The sequence below is a fragment of the Paraburkholderia sp. CNPSo 3281 genome (assembly GCF_024206515.1).
GTDB classification, from domain to species: Bacteria; Pseudomonadota; Gammaproteobacteria; order Burkholderiales; family Burkholderiaceae; genus Paraburkholderia; species Paraburkholderia nodosa.
In genome coordinates this window covers 65,202-82,829 of record NZ_JAMBPS010000027.1, presented here as the reverse complement: position 1 = coordinate 82,829, position 17,628 = coordinate 65,202, and the positions used below count along the sequence as shown (strand labels likewise).

Genomic DNA, 17,628 nt, shown 5'->3' with positions numbered 1-17,628 from the left:
GAATCCTGTCTATACAAGTCGCGAAAGTGGCCGAAGTCTAGCCTGGCGCGCCTGTCTATACAACTCCCCTTTGCGGCCCCTGTAGCCTGGGACTATCCACGAGAGCGCCGCTAGTGCCCGTCAAGCGTCGAGTTGCAGCCTGCCCCCAATAAACGCGAGAAAGCATTGCACGCGCGCCGCAAGGGCCGCGCTGCGGTAGTAGACGGCGTGGATCGGCTGGCGCGATTCGATCAGCGCGTCGTCGAGCACGGTGACGAGGCGGGCCGCCTCGCGGTCGGCCGTGGTGAGGAAGTCGGACAGGCACGCAATACCGCTGCCGGCAAGCGCGAGCTGGCGTATCGTCTCGCCGCTCGACGCCAAAAGCGCGGGCGCGATCGTGTAGCCGGATTCGGTCTCCGGGGTCTTCGCGGCCGCGCGCGTTGCGTCGCCGCCAGCCACCCGCAGCGGCCAGCCGTTCAGATGCGCGGGCGCCGTAAAGCCGATCAGCCGATGCTCGCGCAACGCGGCAACACTGCGCGGCGTGCCGTGCGCCGCGAGATAGCCGGGACTCGCGACAATGCGCAAACGGCTCGTGCCGAGCGAGCGTGCGTGAAGCGTGGAGTCCTGCAGCGTGCCGATGCGAATGGCGATATCCACGCGCTGCTCCAGCAAATCGACGATGCGCTCGTTGTTCGTGAGTTCGAGTTCGATCTCGGGATAAGCGTCGGCGAACGCCGCGACGTGCGGCACGATGCAGTGAAGCATGAACGGCGTGGCCGCATCCACACGCAACCGCCCGGAGGGGCGCTCGCGGTGGCGCGTCACGGCCTCCTCGGCATCGGCTAACGCCGCGAGAATGGCGCGGGCGCGATCGAGGAACAGTTCGCCCTCTTCGGTGAGTTGCAGGCGCCGCGTGGTGCGCAGGATCAGCGCGACGCCCAGCTGCTTTTCGAGCCGCGTCAGCGCGCGGCTCACGCCCGAGACGGTCTGCTCGAGCTTTTCGGCCGCGGCGGTGATCGACCCCGCGTCGATCACGGTGACGAATACGAGCAGTTCGTCGGTCGACGTCTTCATCGTGGCTATTCTTGATCCGCAGTCAATATTCATTTGAGACTAACACGGTTTTTGCAAAACCCGGATACCCCGATACTGGCTTCCATCGCAATCAAGACAGGACCAGGAGCCACCCATGAAAGTATTCGTGACAGGCGCAGGCGGGTTTATCGGCGGCTCGATCGCGGCGCATCTCGTGCGCGCGGGCCACACGGTGCGCGGCCTCGTGCGCCGGCCCGAACAGTTCGCCGACCTCGAGAAGCTCGGCATCACGCCCGTGCAGGGCGATCTCGACGACCGCGCGACGCTGATGGCAGAAGCGCGCGCCGCCGACGCCGTGATCAACGCCGCGAGCAGCGACCACCGCGGCGCGGTCGAGGCGCTGATCGACGCGCTCGAAGGCTCCGGCAAGCCGCTCCTGCACACGAGCGGCTCGAGCATCGTGGGCGACGCGTCGGGCGGCGAGGCGACCGAGCGCATCTATCGCGAGGACGCCCTGCCCGAACCGACCGCCGACAAGGCGCCGCGCGTGGCCATCGACAATCTCGTGCTCGCGGCCGCGGCGCGCAGCGTGAAGAGCGCCGTGCTCTGCAACACGCTGATCTATGGCGTGGGCGCGGTGCCGGGAGCCGCGAGCGTGCAGCTGCCGCGGCTCATCCGCCAGGCGCAGAAGAGCGGCGTGATGCGTCACGTGGGGCGCGGCCTGAACATCTGGTCGAATGTGCATGTCGACGACGTGGCCGAACTCTATCGCCTCGCGCTCGAAAACACGCCGGCGGGCACGTTCTACTTCGTGGAAAGCGGCGAAGCGAACTTCCGCGACATGACCACGGCGCTCGCCGATGTGATGGGTTTGGGCGCGCCGCAGGACTGGCCGCTCGAAGCCGCGATCGAGGAATGGGGCTACGAAATGGCGTCGTACGGCCTCGGCTCGAACAGCCGCGTGCGCGGCGAGCGCGCCCGCACGCTGCTCGGCTGGCAGTCGCAGCGCACCTCGGTCACGGACTGGATCCGCGCAGAAATGCCGAAAGTGCCGATCGCGCAAAAATAAGTGTTGTAGCGCACGTAATTGTTGCGTATCCGTAAGGTCGCCCCGCTAGAATTCGAGCGTCTTGCACTAGCCGCCGGCGCGTTGCGCGCCGGCACCGGATACGCCGATGCTACTCGCGCTGAACTTCTACTGGCTGACCAATCTGCTGGCCGTCCTGTTCATCGTCGCGTGCCTCTACGACACGCGCTACGATGAATACGGCACGCTGACGCTCGCCGCCGGCGCGATGGGACTCATCGTGATGGCCATCGAAGTGCTGCTGCGCCCTGCGTTCGAGATGTCGCTCTAGCGCGCTTGTTTCACGATTCTTTCGCGACCGGCGCCGCTTTCTTTCGTTGCGCTAACAACTGTCCGCCCAACGCAACTACGGGTTCTCGTGCGCACAGCACGACGACGGCGCGGGTGCGTCTTCATAGCGATCGTGGTGGCGCATCCACTCGCGCATGTCCTTGTCTTCGTTGCGTCCCTTTGCGGTCAGCTCGAGCATCGCGTACGTGCCGATCAGCATCTCCCCGCCTCGCGCGTACGTCGAATACGTGTGGTACACGTTGCCCGCTTCATCGCGATAAAACGCACTGACGCCGGGCAGTTCGTCGCTCATGTAGTCCTGCTCGGCGTAGTTGTAGATCGCCTTGCCGCGCGCCTTGTCGGCCTCGCTGAACGACACGTGATAGTCGAAATTGAAGTCGCTCGCATGTGACGATACCCACGGAAAACGCCAGCCCATGCGTTGCCTGAACGCCTCGATCTTCGCGAGCGGCGCGCGCGAAACGGCCACGTAAGTCACGTCGTGATGCTCCAGATGCGGCAGCATGCCGTCCACGTGGTCGGACAGGAACGAGCAGCCTGGGCACCCCTCTTCCCAATCCGGCCCGAGCATGAAGTGATAAACGATCAGCTGGCTGCGCGGCCCGAATAGCTGCGCAAGCGTGCGCGGGCCTTGCGGTGTCTCGAACGTATAAGTCTTGTCGACCTTCACCCACGGCAGCGCCTGGCGCTTCGCCACCAGCGCGTCCCGTGCGTGCGTGAAAGCGCGCTCTTCGGCGAGAAGCGCCTTGCGGGCTTCCAGCCATTCGGTCTGCGAAACGATATTGTGCGATTCCATCTTTCGATTCCTCCTTGCGCTTGAATGAGCGCCGTTCAGTCGAACAGCGCCACCAGTTGATCGATCGAACTCGTCCAGCCCTCGTTGTGCGAGTCGCGCGCCGCTTCGTCGAAGAAGCGTTCGTGCTTGAGCGTGAGGTCAGTGGCGGCCCCGTCGGCGCGCAGCGTCACCGTGACGAGCGACTCGCGCTCCGGTGTGCTGCGCCACGCCCACGTGAATACGAGCTTTTCGTCGGGCACGACTTCGAGATAGGTGCCGCTCACGTCGTGGTCCTCGCCGTTCGCGGCGCGCAGGATCACGCGAAAGCGCCCGCCCACGCGCACGTCGGCTTCGGCGTGAATGCAGGTCGTGTCGAGCGGCTGCATCCAGCGCATCAGTTGCGACGGCTGGGTCCACGCGGCGTAGACCTTCGCGGCCGTGGCGTTGAGGCGTCGCCGGATGGTGAGGCTGGGAGCTTGAGGGGCAGCGCCGGGGCCGGCTGCGGGTTGGGTAGACATGCATCTTCCTCCACGAAAGCGGCGAGTCGATCGAGCGTTTCACTCCAGAAGCGTTGATAGTGCGCGAGCCACTGCATCGCGTCCTCCATCGGCCCCGCGGCGAGCCGGCACGCCACGGTGCGCCCGGTTTTCGCGCGCGTGACGAGGCCCGCCTGAGCGAGAACGTCCAGATGCTTCATGACCGCGGGCAGCGACATCGCAAACGGCTGCGCGAGCGCGCTCACCGAGAGTTCGTCGTGCTGCGCGAGGCGTGCGAGCAGCGCGCGCCGAGTGGGATCGGCGAGCGCCGCGAAGGTGCGGTCGAGGGTAGCGTCTTCATACTTAACCATGTGGTTTAGCATAGGCGACGAACAAGCGATGTCAAGGAATGCGTAGGTCATTCGCCAGCAGCGGCGCGCAAGGAGGCATCGCCGCCACTAGAATGGCGATTTCTGCGCGCCCCGCCCTGCTCTCTTTGCCACGTCACGCCATGCCGTCCAAAATCCGCAACTCGCTGCTCTGGATCTTCGACGCCTTCGAGCGCGAGCCCGGCTACCTGCGCAAGCCCATGTTCGGCTGCGACGCCGCGTATCTGGACGGCCTGCTGTGCCTCGTGGCCGCCGACCGCGACCCGCCGTTCAACGGCGTGCTGGTCTGCACGTCGCGGGAGCGCCATGCGTCGCTCATCGAAGCGATGCCGGCGTTGCGAGCGCACCCCGTGCTCGGCAAATGGCTCTATGTGCCGCAAGCCGATGCGGCGTTCGAAGATACTGCCGCGCAGTTGCGCGCGCTCGTCCTCGCGCGCGACCCGCGCATCGGCGTGGAGCCTAAGCCACGTAAGCCGCGCAAATCGGGCAAGGGGCACAACAGCGTGCTGCCGGAGTAATGCGCTAAAAAGTAGCGCGCAAAAGCCACACGGCCCGGACGGGCCGCCGTGGCCGCTGGGCGATGACCGGGTCATCCGACTTTTCAGATGGCCCAGCCGCCCAGGTAGAACGTGGCCAGCACGCCGGCGATCACCACCGTGCCCACGTTCAGCTTGCGGATCTCGCCGCTCACCACGCGGCCGATCACGAGCGTGCAGAAGCCCAGCATGATGCCTGTGACGATGTTCGCCGTGAGCACGATGAACACGGCGCACACGAGGCCCGACATCGCGTCGACCATATCAGCCATGTCGAGGCGGCTCACGCTCGAGAGCATCATGAGGCCGACGTACATCAGCGCGGGCGCCGTTGCATACGAGGGCACGAGGCCCGCGAGCGGCGCGAAGAACATCACCGCGAGGAACAGCACGCCCACCGTGGCGGCGGCGAGGCCCGTCTTCGCACCCGCGGCCACCCCCACTGTCGACTCGATATAGGCCGCCGCCGGCGCGCCGCCAAGAAAGCCCGAGAAGATCGAGCTGACCGAGTCGGCCGTGAGCGCGCGCCCGCCGTTGACGATGCGCCCGTTCGCGTCGAGCTGGCCCGCCTGCCCCGCCACGGCGCGGATCGTGCCGGTGGCGTCGAACACGGCCGTCATCACGAGCGCGAGCACGCTCGGCAGCACGGCGAGCGAGAGCGCACCCTTGATGTCCATCGCGCCAATCAGCGAGGCATGGCCCGGCGCCGACAGCGAAGGCCACGCGAACACGCCATGAAAGCTCACGGCCGGATCGATGGCGAGACCGAGCACCGAGATCGCGACGATCACGATCAGGATCGAGCCCGGCACGCGGCGGCGCACGAGGCCGAAGATCGCGGCAAGGCCGACCACGGAGAGGATCACGGGCAGCGAGGTGATATGGCCGAGCGAGACCGGCAGGCCCGCGCCCGGATTCTTGACGACGAGGCCGACGTCATTGGCGGCGATCAGCAGCAGGAACAGGCCGATGCCGATGCCCGTCCCATGCGCGATGCCGTGCGGCAGGTTGCGCAGGATCCACGAGCGCACGCCCGTCACCGAAATGCCCGTGAACACGAGGCCCATGAGGAACACCGCGCCGAGCGCCACTTCGGGCTTCAGCCCCTTGCCGAGCACGAGGCCGAAGGCGGTGAACGCCGTCAGTGAAATGGCGCAGCCGATGGCGATCGGCAGCCGCGCCCACAGGCCCATGAGCAGCGAGCCGAACGCCGTGGTCAGGCACACGGCCACGAACACGGCGCTGGTGTCGAAGCCCGCCTTGCCGAGCATGCCCGGCACGACGAACACGGAATAGACCATCGCGAGGAAGGTCGTGACGCCCGCAATCGCCTCCTGACGCAGCGAGCTGCCGCGCGCGGCAATGTCGAAATAACGGTCGATGAATCCCGAGGCCGGGCCCAATGAATCTACGGACTCGACATCGGCGGCGGTCGCACTGGCGAGCTGCTGCGCGTGGGGTTCGATCATGGTGAGTGCCTCCTTTATCAGCACGCTGAAACGGTTCACGGCTCACCAGCCGATCCGTCATCAGGTTTTCGTCTCGATTGAATTAGTCGTGTCGACGCGTTGCCGGCGCCTTTTTAAACTTCCCGGCGCTCATCGTTTTGACATCTCTTTATGGATGGAGCGAAGGTTAGGCGAACACGATTTGCGCTCCCATCGCACGAGTCGCATTGAGTTCATGCCGCGATGCTTATATGCCCGTGTACAGGGCGCGGCGCGCGGGGCGGCCCCGCGTTTACACCTGGCTGCAAAGCGGGCCGTTGCCACGCGGACCGGGGCCGGTTTCGTATGACGAAGCGCGGTCGCCCACGCTGGTCGCCCACGCCGTCATTAAGCGGATCAGGCCGGTGCGCGGGTTACACTCACGCATCCCGACCTGGTTTCCCCCTGCCGCGCGCGCGTCGCGCCGGCCGCTCCAAGGAGTTTCAGTAGATGAGACGCGGCTTCTTGCGTTCCACACGTCCTGCTATTCACTTTCCGTCCGCCCTGACGCTGCTGATGCTGCTCACGCTTTCGGGTTGCAGCCTGTTCCGGCCGGCCCCGCCGCCCGAGCCGGAAGCGCCCGTGGCCACGGAGCCCGAGCCGGCCGCGAGCGAACCCGAGGCCGCGTCCGCGCCCGAGGCGGCGAGCGAGCCGGAGACGGAGAGTACAACGAAGCCGGCGCCGAAGAAGCCGCGCCCCGCGCCGGTGCACCGCCGCCGTCCGGCGCCGCTGCCGCCCGCGCCCGCAAGCGCCCCGCCGGCGCCGCCCCCGGCGCCGATCGTGCAGGTGCGCACGCTCGAGCGCGGCACTTTCCGCACGCTGCTCGACAGCGAAGTGCAAAAGACCGACGGCAAGGTCGTGGGCCGCGCCGTCGACATGGTCACGGGCCCCGGCGGCAAGCCCGTCGACGTCGTGGTGAACCTGCAGGGGTTCATGGGCATTGGCGACCGCAAGGCCAACTTCCCGTGGAGCGGCGTGCGCGTGAATACCCAGGCGAAGACGCCCGCCATCACGCTCGCCCTGCCGGCGAACCAGCTGCAGGTGCCCGACCGGCCCAAGGCCGGTGCGCCGCAGCCCGGCAACCCCGAGGCGAGCGCGACGCGGCTGCCCATGCTCGACGCGGACGTGGAACGCGCCAACGGCGGCAAGGTGGGCCGCGTGGTGGACGTGCTGCTCGACGGCAGTGCCGCCCCGCAGGCCGTCGTGCTCGACGTGAGCGGCACGCTCGAGAAACGTCATACGATCGCGGCCGACTGGTCGGCGCTGCACTTCGTCACGAAGAACAACACGCTCGAAGCGCAGCTCGAAATGAGCGATCAGCAGGTGGACGCCTCGCCGCCCTACGCGCCCGACCAGCCGGTGCACGCGGTGACGCCTGCTGCCCCGCCGCCGGCCCCGGCCCCGGCCGCCGCCCCGGCTGCGCAAGCCGCGCCCGCTGCCTCGCCCGTCGCCTCCGCAGCCAATGCCCACGGTGCCAAATGACGGACGGCACCATGCAACAACCCAATCCAGACCAGCGCAGCGTGCGCGCGCTCGACTGGCTGAACTTCTTCGTCGCGAACGTGCAAACGGGCTTCGGGCCGTTCATTGCCTCGTATCTGGCGTCGCACAAGTGGACCCAGGGCGAGATCGGCCTCGCGCTGTCAGTTGGCACGATCAGCGCGATGGTGAGCCAGGTGCCGGGCGGCGCGGCTGTGGACGCCCTGCGCAACAAGAAGGCCGCCGCCGCGTGGGCGATCATCGCGATCATCATCTCGGCCGTGCTGCTCGCCTCGAGCCCGACCGTCGTGGCGGTGATGGCCGCCGAGATTTTCCACGGCTTCGCCAGTTGCATGCTCGTGCCGGCCATGGCGGCGCTCGCGCTCGCGCTGGTGGGCCGCCAGAACCTGGGTGACCGGCTCGGCCGCAACGCGCGCTGGGCCTCGATCGGCAGCGCGGTGGCCGCCGGCCTGATGGGCTTGTGCGGCGAGTACTGGTCGCCGCGCTCCGTGTTCTGGCTGACGGCCGCGCTCGCGTTGCCCGCGCTCGTTGCGCTCGCGATGATCAAATACGACCAGAACGCCGCCTACGCCAAACCCGCGGCCAAGCCCGGCAAGGCCGGCGCGGCCGGCGCGGCCGCGGGCTCAGGCGAATCTCGCGAAACGATCTTCGACCTGCTGCGCGACCGGCGCATGCTGACCTTCGCGGCCTGTGTGGTGCTGTTCCACCTCTCGAACGCCGCGATGCTCAACCTGGCCGCCGGCGAAGTGACGGCCGGCATGGGCGACAACGTTCAGCTCGTGATCGCGGCGTGCATCATCGTGCCTCAAGCGATCGTCGCGTTGATGTCGCCCTGGGTAGGCCGCACCGCGCAGGCCTGGGGGCGCCGCCCCGTGCTGATTCTGGGCTTTTGCGCGCTGCCGCTGCGGGCGCTGCTATTCGCCGCCGTCGGCAACCCGTACTTCCTCGTGCCGGTGCAGATGCTCGACGGCCTTTCGGCCGCCGTGTTCGGCGTGATGCTGCCGCTCATCGCCGCCGACGTGGCGGGCGGCAAAGGCCGCTACAACCTCTGTATCGGGCTCTTCGGACTTTCCGCGGGGATCGGGGCGACGCTTTCGACTGCGCTTGCCGGCTTTATCGCCGATCACCTGGGCAATACGGTGAGCTTCCTCGCGCTCGCGAGCGCGGGCGCCGCGGCGGTGCTGATGGTTTGGCTGGCGATGCCCGAGACGCGCGACGCGCTCGAAGAGGAAAACGCCCGCGACGCCACCGTCTGAGGGGTGCGCCGCCGGGGCGGGCGCCGGTTGCGCCTGCGCCGGCGCACGGTGGCGACCCGCCTTTCTCCCTGCCAACGAACTCGGCGCCCCTCGGGGCGCCGTTTTGTTCTTGTGCAGCTTTATGACATGGGAATGACGAGGTGTGACCGGCCGCGACATGTGAGCGGCGGGTGGCCTACCCGCGCGGGCGGCCGGTGCGCCCGGGGACGCCACTCAGGCGGCCAGCGCCTCGTCCAGACGCGCCGCGACCACGGCGTTGGGCAGATTGTCGAGCTTGCTCGCGAGGATCATCGCGTCGGCATTGGCCGGGCGATGACGGCGATTCGGGCTCGGCCGGAACACCGCGTCGCCGCGGCGGATCTTCTCGCCGGTCAGCGCGCAAACGGCGCTGCGGCGCGCCGTGCAGACACGCCACAACTGGTCGGAGTAGCGGCCATAGGTGGCGTCGCTCCAGCAAACGGTGATGCTGTCCGGATCATGCCGCCGGATCAAGGTGATGCCCTGCGCATCCCACGAACGGACGGTGGCGCGCCGCCGGTTGGCCGCCTCCGATGCGCCGCGTGTGATGGGTACCGGTTTGCAGCTTCTGCCGCCTTCGAATTCGCTGTCCAGGCTTAGCGGCTCGGAAGCCGCGGACAGAAGGTCAATGGTTTGTTGCCAAACGCTGCCGGTATCTAATTTCGTCATAATGCACCTCGTGCACGTGGAAACGATTCAAATATGCCGGTCGAATATGCACTCTGCCACGTCCGGATTATAGCGTGTCCAACTCGCAATCCACAGGGAAAATGCAATTTTCACACGATAATGCTAAACGCAAAAAACGAGATGGCAGAGCTTTCAGTTCCGACTGTAAGCCTCCAATGTTGGTTTCTTTACATCCGTGAACTTTTTTTCCGATTTGATGATACTTAACAATCTCATCGCGGAAAAAATAACCGGTTTCCGTCGGGATGTCACTACTCGTGCGACTTTTCCACATAACTGAATTGTTACAGCGCCCGCTGCGCCCCGTGCATACATAAAGCCCTGAATGCCCGCCCATGGCCGGTCTCGCGGTCTTTACCGGCATCGCGACGTCTCCACTCTTACATACGGGATGTGACCGATCAATGAAACGCAACCACCTATTCGACCTAGGTGCATCAGACATATCACATACTAAACGTCAGTCTATTGAACGCGCAATTCTCGCACGAAGCTTGCATTGTCCACGCCCCCTGGAATATCGAGGCATTCCACTATTCGAAAAGCAATTAATGGATTCCAGATATTGCTTTAGCGCTTTGGCGCGCGCCAATGCGGCCATTGTGCAACTCGCACGAGAGGAATAGCAACAAAACGGTGATGTTACAAGCACTATGATCCGCACCGAAAGTATGCACACTAAACCACTATTGAATCCGCGGATAAAGACAAACGAATGAAGATATCGCGCGGCTCGCGTCTTACGTGCCGCGGCCCTGATCGAGAAATTCGCCGGCGCGTACCTTGAGCATGGCGCCGAATTCATCGAGCCAGCCAATGGAAAGCCGCCAGCTCTGCCAGTAGAGGTCGACGTCGAGCGCCCGCCCGGGCGTGAGTTCGACGAGTTCGCCGCGCGCGAGATGCGGCGCGATCATGCGCTCGGGGCACATGCCCCAGCCCAGGCCGTTCAGGCAACAGCGCAGAAACCCCGCCACATGGGGAATCCAGTGCAGCGGCGCGTCGATCTGCGCGCGCGTGATGCGGCGAATGAAGCGCTTTTGCAATTGATCCTTGGGATTGAACTCGACGCACGGCGCGTGGCGCAGCGTGTCGCGCGTCACGCCTTGCGCGAAATGCCGCTCGAAAAACGCCGGCGAGCACACGGCGAGGTAGCGCATGCGACCGAGCCGGGTCGAGCGGCAGCCCTGCACGGGCTCGGCCTGCGTCGTGACGGCGCCCTGCACGCTGCCGTCGCGCATGCGTTGCGCGGTGTGATCCTGGTCGTCGATCACGAGGTCGAGCAGAATGCCGCGCTCGACGCAGAAGCCCGCCACGGCGTCGATGAACCAGGTGCCCACGCTGTCGTCGTTGACGGCCACCCGCAGCGTCGGCCGCGCCGCGCCCAGCGCGCTCGTGAAGGTCGGCATCGCCCCGCCCAGCTCCGCCTCGAGCAACTGCACGCGCTCCGTGTGACGACACAGCAGCGCGCCGGAAGCCGTCGCGACGCAGGGCTGGCCGCGCTTCACGAGCACGGTGCCCACGCGCTCCTCCAGCAGCTTCACGCGCTGCGAAACCGCCGACGGCGTGACGTTGAGCGCCCCCGCGGCGCGATCGAACGAGCCATGCCGCACGACGGCGGCGAGCGCATCGAGCAAGGCATAGTCGAGCATTAGCGTTCCTTAATCCGGTTAATGAAAATGAGCTTTGCTTATGCGGCTCCTGGCGGCAGACTAGCGCCATTCCCTGTCGATGTCCAATGACCGCAGGCGCCGCGCACCGCGCCGCCCGCGTTCCTACCTTGTCCGCAACCGTCATGAACTGGCTCGCTTTCACTCACGGCGCGGCGCTCTGCGCCTCGCTCATCGTCACGATCGGCGCACAGAATGCGTTCGTGCTGCGTCAGGGCATCCTGCGCTCGCACGTCGGCAAGATCGTCCTGCTCTGCGCACTGTCCGACTTCGTGCTGATCGGCGCGGGGGTGGGCGGCGCCTCGGCGCTCGTCGAACGCTATCCGACCTTCGTGCACATCGTGCTGTACGTGGGGCTCGCCTGGCTCGTGTGGTTCGGCATCGGCGCGCTGCGCCGTGCGGTGCGTCCTTCGCACGCGGTGCTGGAGAGCCATGCCGCGGCGGATGCGCCTGAGCAGCGCGCGTGGCCGATCATCCTCATGACGCTCGCGTTCACCTGGCTCAATCCGCACGTGTATCTCGACACCTTCCTGCTGATCGGCACGGCCGGCGCGCGAGAACCGCAGGGCAGCCGCCTCGCCTTCGCGATCGGCGCGATGTCGGTGAGCGCAGTGTGGTTCGTCGCGCTAGGCTACGGCGCGCGTGCGCTCGCGCCGCTGTTCCGGCGTGCGGGTGCATGGCGCGTGCTCGACGGCGCCATCGGCGGTATGGTGCTGTTGATCGCCTTTGCGCAATTGCGCTGAGGTCCGCGAAAGCGCCGCGCGCGGGTGGCGCTTTCGCCGCGTTTTCCATATGACCCGCTACTGCGCCGCGCCCCTCGCCTTCTGCTGCTGCAGCAGGCCCTCGACGAGTTCCGGCGACATGTAGTGCGGCCCGTCGAAGAGATACACGCGATAACCGTGATACGCCTCGAGCTGCGGCGCCAGCTCGGCGGCCGTGGCGGCGCGAAAGCCCCCGCCCTGTTTGGGACGGAACGCCTCCGCGATGATGCGTACGCGCTTGTGGCCCAAACGCGCGGACAAGGCATCTGCATATGCGCGCGCCGCCGCCGGGCCGCGCGCATAAACGCCGCAGCCGTCCTGCAGCAACACGCCGACATCGCGCGGCAGCCAGCCGTCGAGCCATTTCGCGAACGCCTCGCCGCCGATGTTGCTGGTGTCGTACACGCTGATCCACAGCGGATGCGGCAGCTTCTCCAGCAGCGGCGCCATGCGGGGCGCGTCGGTCCAGGTGGGATCGACTTCGACCGGAAAATACCAGCCCGTGATGTGCACGGGCGGCCGCACGGCCGCGAGCTTGAGCGAACGGTCGACAAGCGTTTCGAGGTTCTCGCGCGCTTTCTTCTCGTCCGAATAGCCCGCGAGGCCGACGATCACGCCGCGCGCCCACGGTTCGTTGCCAATGCGCACCCAGTCGGGCACGCGCGGCGCGGGAATGCCCGCGCCCGCCATGAACGCGACGTCGTCCACGGCGATCCATTGCACCAGCAGCTCGTTGACGCCCAACCGGTCCCAGTCGCCGCGCAAGTCGAGATGGTCGTTGTCGGGCTGCCAGACGATGCCTTGCGCGAGCGCGTCCGCGTGCGCGGGCACCTGTAACGTGCAACCGGCGGCAGCGAGCGCGCACAGCCCCGCGCATGCCAGGCGCGCGTATCGCGGCCGGGCGCGCAAGCGCGTTCGCCCGGCCTCCTCTGCCTCGCCCGCGATGCCTTGAGCCTTTCTGCGCACGATCATCAGGTTTCCTCAATAAGAGAGCACGGCGCCGAAGAACACACCGCCTGCCCGGTCGTCGCCCGTGATGTGCCAGCGGTACTGAACCGTCACGTCGACATAGGAGCGCGGCGCGTCGTAGAAGCTGTCGCGGAACCAGTAGCGCATCGAGACACCCACGCCCATCCCGACCGGCACGCTGTGGTTGACGCTCGAATCGTAGTCCACGCCGGCCACCGCGTACGGAAAGACCGTAAGCTTCGGGCTGATGGTGTCGAGCCGCCACGTGCGGCCCGCCTCGATATAGCCCGTGCCGTAGTTCCAGCCGTTGCTCACGTAGTGGCCGACTTCGCCATAGTCCTGCACCGTCCACCACGACGGCACGTCGAGCCGCCGCCCGGTGCCGATGCCGCCCGAGTAGGCGAGGCGCAGCAGCCAGTCGGAAGGCGCGCGCGAGCCAATGGGGATGAGCCGCTCGAACGCCACTACCGCGTTGATCGATTCGAACGGCTTGGCACGCGCACCGATGGCCCCGAGCGCGGTGGAGATGCCGCTCGGCGCGTCGCCCTTCGCACCGACGTCCTGATAGACGCGCGCATAGACCTCGAAGTTGCGGTCGCCGAGCGTGCCGAACGGCCGCCAGTATCCTTCGACGCCCATCTGCCAGTTGTTGTACGAGCCGGGCACTTGACCGGTCGACACGCCGGGTTGCAGGCCTGAGCCGCGATAGTTGACCGAGGCGATCGCGCCCCAGTCGCGCGTGACGTCGGCGTGTGCATTGCGCAGGTCTTGCAGCTGTACCAGCGTGGCAGGTGCAACGCCTGGCGGCGGCGAGGTGCCGTAATCGATCGCACGCCTGAAATAGCTTGCGGCCAGCGCGTCGAACGTCGCGCGGTACGCGCTGTAGCCTGCATCGCCAGTGGCCTGTGGCGGCAGCTGGCCGGCTTCGTCCGCCTGCGCGAAGTACGTGGCAGCGCGGCGGTCGTCTCCCGCGCGCTGCGCGACGTACGCGGCGGAAAGCGGCGGCAGCGCATCGAGCAGGCCCGCGTCGGCCATGGCACGCGCTTCGCGCTGCGCGCCAACGGTATCGCCGGCGGCAGTGAGCGCGTCGATCAGTTCGAGCCGATGCTGCGGATTGCGCGGGTCCGCGGCGACAGCCCGGCGCTGCGCGTCGAGCGCGGCCGCCTGATCGCCGCGCTGCGAAGCGACGATCGCGGCGCGCCGCTGCGCGAAGCCGGGATCGGCCGCATAGACGTCGCAGGCGCTGCCGTACCGGTCCACCGTGCAGTCGAGCACCGGGCGCGCCGTCGTGGCCACCCGCTCGCCTGGCGTAGCAGGCGTGGTCGGCGCAGCGGACTGCGCGAGCGCCGCGCGCGCGTAGTAGCGGCGCATGGCGATCAGGGCGTCGGTGTCGTCGCCGACGGGCGGCAGCGTGGCAAGCAGGTCGAGCGCGCGCTGCGGCTGGCCGTCGGCCGTCCACACATCGGCGATGATCGCGTGCGCCACCCGCTCGTCGCGCACGGAAGCGCCCTCGCTCAGCAGCGCCTGCGCAAAATCCTCGTTGGCCTGTGCCGACCTGCCCTGAGCTGCGCGTGCATAGCCGCGCAACACGTACGGCATGAGCGTCGGCGTGGCGCCCGACGCAATCGCATCGCCCGCCGCGGCTTCGAGGCCCGCCATGTCGTTCTGTTCCAGCAGCATCTCGCACAGCAGCAGCCGGTTGCCGAGATGCGACGGCGCGTAGCCGATCGCCTCGTGCATGAGCGCGATACCCTGCGCGGTGTCGCCGCGCGCGCGCGCCGCCTGAGCCGCTTGCACCGCTGCGGGCGCGAGCCGCGCGCCGATCTGCGTGCGGCGCTCGCGCAGCGCCTGGCTGTCGCCGAAACGCCGCTGCGCGTCCTGCGCGGCCTGCCAGGCTTCGCGGTCGTCGCCGGCCGCCGCGGCGGCGTCGATGGCGAGCAGCCGCAGACGCAAGATGTCGGGCCGCAATGCGATCACGATGCCCGCCTCGCGCCAGGCGGCATCGTATTGCTTCGCGCCGTACGATTTGTAGGCCTCCTGAGCAAGCTGCCATGCGCGGCCGGTCAGATAGTCGGGCGGCCCAGAACCCGGCGGCGGTGCGGCGCGCGCCGTGCGGCTGCCCCCAGTTGGCGCGCCCGGTCGCGCCAGCGCGGCCACCTGCGCATCGACCTCGCGCCGCCGTGCCGCGAGCGCCGCGTCGGGACCGATCTGCGCGATAGCGTCGGAGAGCGTGCGGCTCGCCTCGCGCCACTGCCCGCGCGCCGCCTGGGAATTCGCGAGCAACAGGCGTAGCGTGGCGAGATCGGGCCGTTGCCGGATCGCCTCGCGCGCATAGCGCTCGGCCGCCGCGTAGTCGCGGCGCGCATACGCGTCGTAGCCTTGCTGGGCGACGCGATACGCCGCGCCGCTCAACGGCAACGGCTGCGTGCCCTGAGGCAGTGCCTGGGCCTGAGCGCGCCCCGCGCCCGCGAGCGCCGCCCACATCGCGGCGAGCAGGAGCGCACGCGGCATCGTCGCACGACACGGCGCAGCTGCGCCCCAACGGGATGAAGATCGCGTCGACGAAAAACGCTTCGGAGACCGTCTCATGACGCGGATGCAGCTTCGGCGCGCAGACGCTCCTGCTCCGCAATCGCCGTGGCCAGCGCATCGCGTGTGAGCACGCCCTGCTCCACCATGAAATCGCCGATGCGTCCGTGCTCGGCGGGCCGATAGCGTTGCAACGCCCCTTCGAACGCGGCGCGCTTGACCGCGCCGCGTTCGATCAGCAGATCGCCCAGCAGCGGCACGCCCTGCGTGGCGGCGCCCTGCGCTTCGCGCACCTGCACCGGCGGCACGCCGCGCAACAGGCGCAAGCCGTCCGCCACCTCGCCCTCGCGCACGATGCGCTGCACGATCGGCAACGCGCATTGGGCCTGCAACGCTGCGAGCGCGGGTTCCGCGAGCGGGCTTGCGCACAGCAGCACCTCGTGCCCCTTGCCGTCGTCGCCTTGCGGCAGCACGCGGTAGCGCACCGCGAGTTCGATCGGCAGATCGCTCGCGTAACGCGTGAGCCGTTCGCGATCGAGCCAGCCGCGCGGCAGGTCCGCCTGGAACGCGATGGCCTCCGCGAGCGTTTCCTCGTCGAGCCAGCCCTGCGCCATCAGCACGCGCCCGAGCGGTGCTTCCTGCGCATGCTCCTGGGCCAGCGCCTGCTCCAGTTCCTTCGGTCCGATCGCCTGCCACGAAAGCAGCAGTTCCCCGAGACGTTGCCGGCGGTCCGTGAAGCCGTCCGACGAGGGAAAGTCGTGCATGGTCTTGTCCCATACGAGCCGCTTGCCGGTGACCAGATACGCGAGATACATCTTCCATGCGCGCGAGACAGCCATGAAATTCACAAAGTTGCCGATCACCATGCGCGGCACCGAAAGCACGCCATGCTCCCAGCCGTAGAGCCGCGAGACGAAGTAGACGCGCTGGATCACGCGCAGCAGCAACGCAACACCGTTGGCCCACAGCACGATGGTGAGAAAGCGGGAGTTGGCGAACGGCGAGGCGACCAGCTCCGGCCGAATGCCGAGAAACTCGGCGTACGCAAAGAGCAGGAATTGCGCGAGCAGCACGTAGGCAATGATGCCGACGAACGCCGTGACGATGCCCTTGCGGTCGCGCGCGAGCAGATACCGGTTGGCGATCGTGCCGACCCAGCCCGTCTGCTCCCAGCCTTGCAGGCCGATGCCGAGCGTCCAGCGCGCGCGCTGACGGTAAGCGGTCCGAAACGTATCGGGAAAGAACTCGCGCACGCACAGCGGCATGGTCAGCGTGACGTCTCGCTCGGGCCCGAAGCCGAACCACGACTTGCGCCGCGTGGCGAACTCCACGGGAAAGCGCGCAAAAATCGAATGCATGCCCATGCGGCCGAGGCGCTCGCCCACATCGTAGTCTTCGGTCAGCGTCTCCGTGTTGAAGGGCTGATTCTGCGTTTCCTCCGCGAGGCCGGCCAACGCGCGGCGCGAAAAGCACGTGCCCACGCCGGCCGACGGCACCGTGCCGGCAAGGCTCTCGCGCACCACGAGATCCTTCGCATGCCATTCGGCGAACTCGTCCATGTACGTGCCCGCGACGAGTTCGTACCATTCGCGCTCGAGCGACGCCACCGGCAACTGGATCATGTCCTTGCGCGGCAACAGGTAGTTGAAGAAGCGCAACTCGAGCGGATGCAGCACGTCCTCGCTGTCGTGCAGGATCACGCCTGCGAATTCGATGCCGGTTTCTTTCTCCATGCGAAAGATCGCCTGCACGATCCAGTTCAGACAATCGGCCTTGCAGGTGGGGCCGTCGTGCGGCACCTCCACGCGATGGAGCTGCTTGTAGCGCCGCCGCATGCGCTCGACTTCGGCAATGGTCGCCGCATCGTTCTGGTAGGTGCCGGCGAACACGACATAGTTCTTGTAGTCGAGCACGCGCACGAGGTCGGTGACCATCGAGGCGATCACATCTTCCTCGCGCCACGCGGGCACCATGATGGCCAGCGGCTGCTGCTCACGCGTGTAGAGTTGCTCGGCGCGCAACGGCTCGTAGCGGCGCTCGATCGTGTAGTGGCGGATGATCCGGCGGACCCAGTACCACGCGTCGATAAAGAGATCGTCGATGCTCGATAGCAGGATCACCACCGCGACCACCGCCGCGAGATACTCCATGCCCTCGTAGTAGCGGCCGGCGTAATAGTTGAG

At 67.3% G+C, this 17,628-nt stretch carries 16 protein-coding genes; 6 read left to right on the top strand and 10 right to left on the bottom strand.

The features are described 5' to 3' along the window. Nucleotides 1-120: 120 nt before the first annotated feature. Complete coding sequence (locus tag M3I56_RS24085; RefSeq protein WP_254356143.1) at nucleotides 121-1,053, bottom strand: LysR family transcriptional regulator; 933 nt, start codon at nucleotides 1,051-1,053, stop codon at nucleotides 121-123. Between the two features lie 115 nt (nucleotides 1,054-1,168). On the opposite strand from M3I56_RS24085, the gene M3I56_RS24080 reads away from it, so the two are divergent. Together M3I56_RS24080 and M3I56_RS24075 are read left to right on the top strand one after the other, a co-directional pair. Next, nucleotides 1,169-2,083, top strand: coding sequence for an NAD-dependent epimerase/dehydratase family protein (locus M3I56_RS24080; RefSeq protein WP_254356142.1), 915 nt, complete (start codon nucleotides 1,169-1,171; stop codon nucleotides 2,081-2,083). Nucleotides 2,084-2,189: 106 nt separating this feature from the next. Next, a complete protein-coding gene (locus M3I56_RS24075) occupies nucleotides 2,190-2,372 on the top strand; it encodes a hypothetical protein (protein ID WP_028208331.1) in 183 nt (60 codons plus the stop codon). A 75-nt stretch (nucleotides 2,373-2,447) separates the two neighbouring features. On the opposite strand, the gene M3I56_RS24070 is transcribed toward M3I56_RS24075, so the two are convergent. From M3I56_RS24070 to M3I56_RS41405, 3 genes are read right to left on the bottom strand one after another with little or no spacing between them, the layout of a single operon-like run. Beyond that, complete coding sequence (locus tag M3I56_RS24070) at nucleotides 2,448-3,188, bottom strand: thioredoxin family protein (protein ID WP_254356141.1); 741 nt, start codon at nucleotides 3,186-3,188, stop codon at nucleotides 2,448-2,450. A gap of 35 nt (nucleotides 3,189-3,223) precedes the next feature. Beyond that, on the bottom strand, nucleotides 3,224-3,628 hold the full coding sequence (locus M3I56_RS24065; protein ID WP_254356160.1) for an SRPBCC domain-containing protein: 405 nt from the start codon (nucleotides 3,626-3,628) through the stop codon (nucleotides 3,224-3,226). Beyond that, nucleotides 3,562-4,014 (bottom strand): metalloregulator ArsR/SmtB family transcription factor, encoded by a 453-nt coding sequence (locus M3I56_RS41405; protein WP_254356140.1) that lies wholly within the window; start codon nucleotides 4,012-4,014, stop codon nucleotides 3,562-3,564. The genes M3I56_RS24065 and M3I56_RS41405 overlap by 67 nt, the downstream gene beginning before the upstream one ends. Nucleotides 4,015-4,154: 140 nt before the next feature. Here M3I56_RS41405 and M3I56_RS24055 point away from each other — a divergent pair, with 140 nt between their 5' ends. Next, nucleotides 4,155-4,550 carry a hypothetical protein gene (locus tag M3I56_RS24055; protein WP_254356139.1) on the top strand — a complete coding sequence of 132 codons (396 nt, stop codon included), beginning with the start codon at nucleotides 4,155-4,157 and terminating at the stop codon, nucleotides 4,548-4,550. 83 nt (nucleotides 4,551-4,633) lie between these two features. Here M3I56_RS24055 and M3I56_RS24050 read toward each other — a convergent pair whose 3' ends face one another. Further along, nucleotides 4,634-6,037 (bottom strand): NCS2 family permease, encoded by a 1,404-nt coding sequence (locus M3I56_RS24050; protein ID WP_254356138.1) that lies wholly within the window; start codon nucleotides 6,035-6,037, stop codon nucleotides 4,634-4,636. Nucleotides 6,038-6,505: 468 nt separating this feature from the next. Here M3I56_RS24050 and M3I56_RS24045 point away from each other — a divergent pair, with 468 nt between their 5' ends. Together M3I56_RS24045 and M3I56_RS24040 are read left to right on the top strand one after the other, a co-directional pair. Beyond that, a complete protein-coding gene (locus M3I56_RS24045; RefSeq protein WP_254356137.1) occupies nucleotides 6,506-7,537 on the top strand; it encodes a PRC-barrel domain-containing protein in 1,032 nt (343 codons plus the stop codon). 11 nt (nucleotides 7,538-7,548) lie between these two features. Continuing rightward, nucleotides 7,549-8,811: an MFS transporter gene (locus M3I56_RS24040; protein WP_254356136.1), complete on the top strand. Its 1,263-nt coding sequence runs from the start codon at nucleotides 7,549-7,551 to the stop codon at nucleotides 8,809-8,811. 213 nt (nucleotides 8,812-9,024) lie between these two features. Here M3I56_RS24040 and M3I56_RS24035 read toward each other — a convergent pair whose 3' ends face one another. Then, nucleotides 9,025-9,498, bottom strand: a complete 474-nt coding sequence (locus M3I56_RS24035; protein ID WP_051482004.1) for a DUF3331 domain-containing protein — start codon at nucleotides 9,496-9,498, stop codon at nucleotides 9,025-9,027. Between the two features lie 761 nt (nucleotides 9,499-10,259). After that, nucleotides 10,260-11,168, bottom strand: coding sequence for a LysR family transcriptional regulator ArgP (locus tag M3I56_RS24030; protein ID WP_254356135.1), 909 nt, complete (start codon nucleotides 11,166-11,168; stop codon nucleotides 10,260-10,262). Nucleotides 11,169-11,311: 143 nt separating this feature from the next. On the opposite strand from M3I56_RS24030, the gene M3I56_RS24025 reads away from it, so the two are divergent. Then, the gene (locus M3I56_RS24025) at nucleotides 11,312-11,929 is read left to right on the top strand and encodes a LysE/ArgO family amino acid transporter (RefSeq protein WP_254356134.1); all 618 of its coding nucleotides are present in this window, start codon (nucleotides 11,312-11,314) and stop codon (nucleotides 11,927-11,929) included. A gap of 57 nt (nucleotides 11,930-11,986) precedes the next feature. Here M3I56_RS24025 and M3I56_RS24020 read toward each other — a convergent pair whose 3' ends face one another. The 3 genes from M3I56_RS24020 to M3I56_RS24010 form a co-directional block, all read right to left on the bottom strand. Beyond that, nucleotides 11,987-12,919, bottom strand: coding sequence for a hypothetical protein (locus tag M3I56_RS24020; RefSeq protein ID WP_254356133.1), 933 nt, complete (start codon nucleotides 12,917-12,919; stop codon nucleotides 11,987-11,989). A 9-nt stretch (nucleotides 12,920-12,928) separates the two neighbouring features. After that, complete coding sequence (locus M3I56_RS24015) at nucleotides 12,929-15,427, bottom strand: bacteriophage N4 adsorption protein A (protein ID WP_254356132.1); 2,499 nt, start codon at nucleotides 15,425-15,427, stop codon at nucleotides 12,929-12,931. A gap of 74 nt (nucleotides 15,428-15,501) precedes the next feature. Beyond that, nucleotides 15,502-17,595, bottom strand: a complete 2,094-nt coding sequence (locus M3I56_RS24010) for a glycosyl transferase family protein (protein ID WP_254356159.1) — start codon at nucleotides 17,593-17,595, stop codon at nucleotides 15,502-15,504. Between the last annotated feature and the right edge of the window lie 33 nt (nucleotides 17,596-17,628).

Bases quoted from the DNA above. Each gene is read 5' to 3' on its own strand.
- M3I56_RS24045 (WP_254356137.1), top strand. From the start codon at position 6,506: ATGAGACGCGGCTTCTTGCGTTCCACACGTCCTGCTATTCACTTTCCG.
- M3I56_RS41405 (WP_254356140.1), bottom strand. From the start codon at position 4,014: ATGGTTAAGTATGAAGACGCTACCCTCGACCGCACCTTCGCGGCGCTC.
- M3I56_RS24020 (WP_254356133.1), bottom strand. From the start codon at position 12,919: ATGATCGTGCGCAGAAAGGCTCAAGGCATCGCGGGCGAGGCAGAGGAG.
- M3I56_RS24055 (WP_254356139.1), top strand. From the start codon at position 4,155: ATGCCGTCCAAAATCCGCAACTCGCTGCTCTGGATCTTCGACGCCTTC.
- M3I56_RS24015 (WP_254356132.1), bottom strand. From the start codon at position 15,427: ATGCCGCGTGCGCTCCTGCTCGCCGCGATGTGGGCGGCGCTCGCGGGC.
- M3I56_RS24010 (WP_254356159.1), bottom strand. From the start codon at position 17,595: ATGGAGTATCTCGCGGCGGTGGTCGCGGTGGTGATCCTGCTATCGAGC.
- M3I56_RS24030 (WP_254356135.1), bottom strand. From the start codon at position 11,168: ATGCTCGACTATGCCTTGCTCGATGCGCTCGCCGCCGTCGTGCGGCAT.
- M3I56_RS24085 (WP_254356143.1), bottom strand. From the start codon at position 1,053: ATGAAGACGTCGACCGACGAACTGCTCGTATTCGTCACCGTGATCGAC.
- M3I56_RS24035 (WP_051482004.1), bottom strand. From the start codon at position 9,498: ATGACGAAATTAGATACCGGCAGCGTTTGGCAACAAACCATTGACCTT.
- M3I56_RS24070 (WP_254356141.1), bottom strand. From the start codon at position 3,188: ATGGAATCGCACAATATCGTTTCGCAGACCGAATGGCTGGAAGCCCGC.
- M3I56_RS24080 (WP_254356142.1), top strand. From the start codon at position 1,169: ATGAAAGTATTCGTGACAGGCGCAGGCGGGTTTATCGGCGGCTCGATC.
- M3I56_RS24040 (WP_254356136.1), top strand. From the start codon at position 7,549: ATGCAACAACCCAATCCAGACCAGCGCAGCGTGCGCGCGCTCGACTGG.
- M3I56_RS24050 (WP_254356138.1), bottom strand. From the start codon at position 6,037: ATGATCGAACCCCACGCGCAGCAGCTCGCCAGTGCGACCGCCGCCGAT.
- M3I56_RS24025 (WP_254356134.1), top strand. From the start codon at position 11,312: ATGAACTGGCTCGCTTTCACTCACGGCGCGGCGCTCTGCGCCTCGCTC.
- M3I56_RS24075 (WP_028208331.1), top strand. From the start codon at position 2,190: ATGCTACTCGCGCTGAACTTCTACTGGCTGACCAATCTGCTGGCCGTC.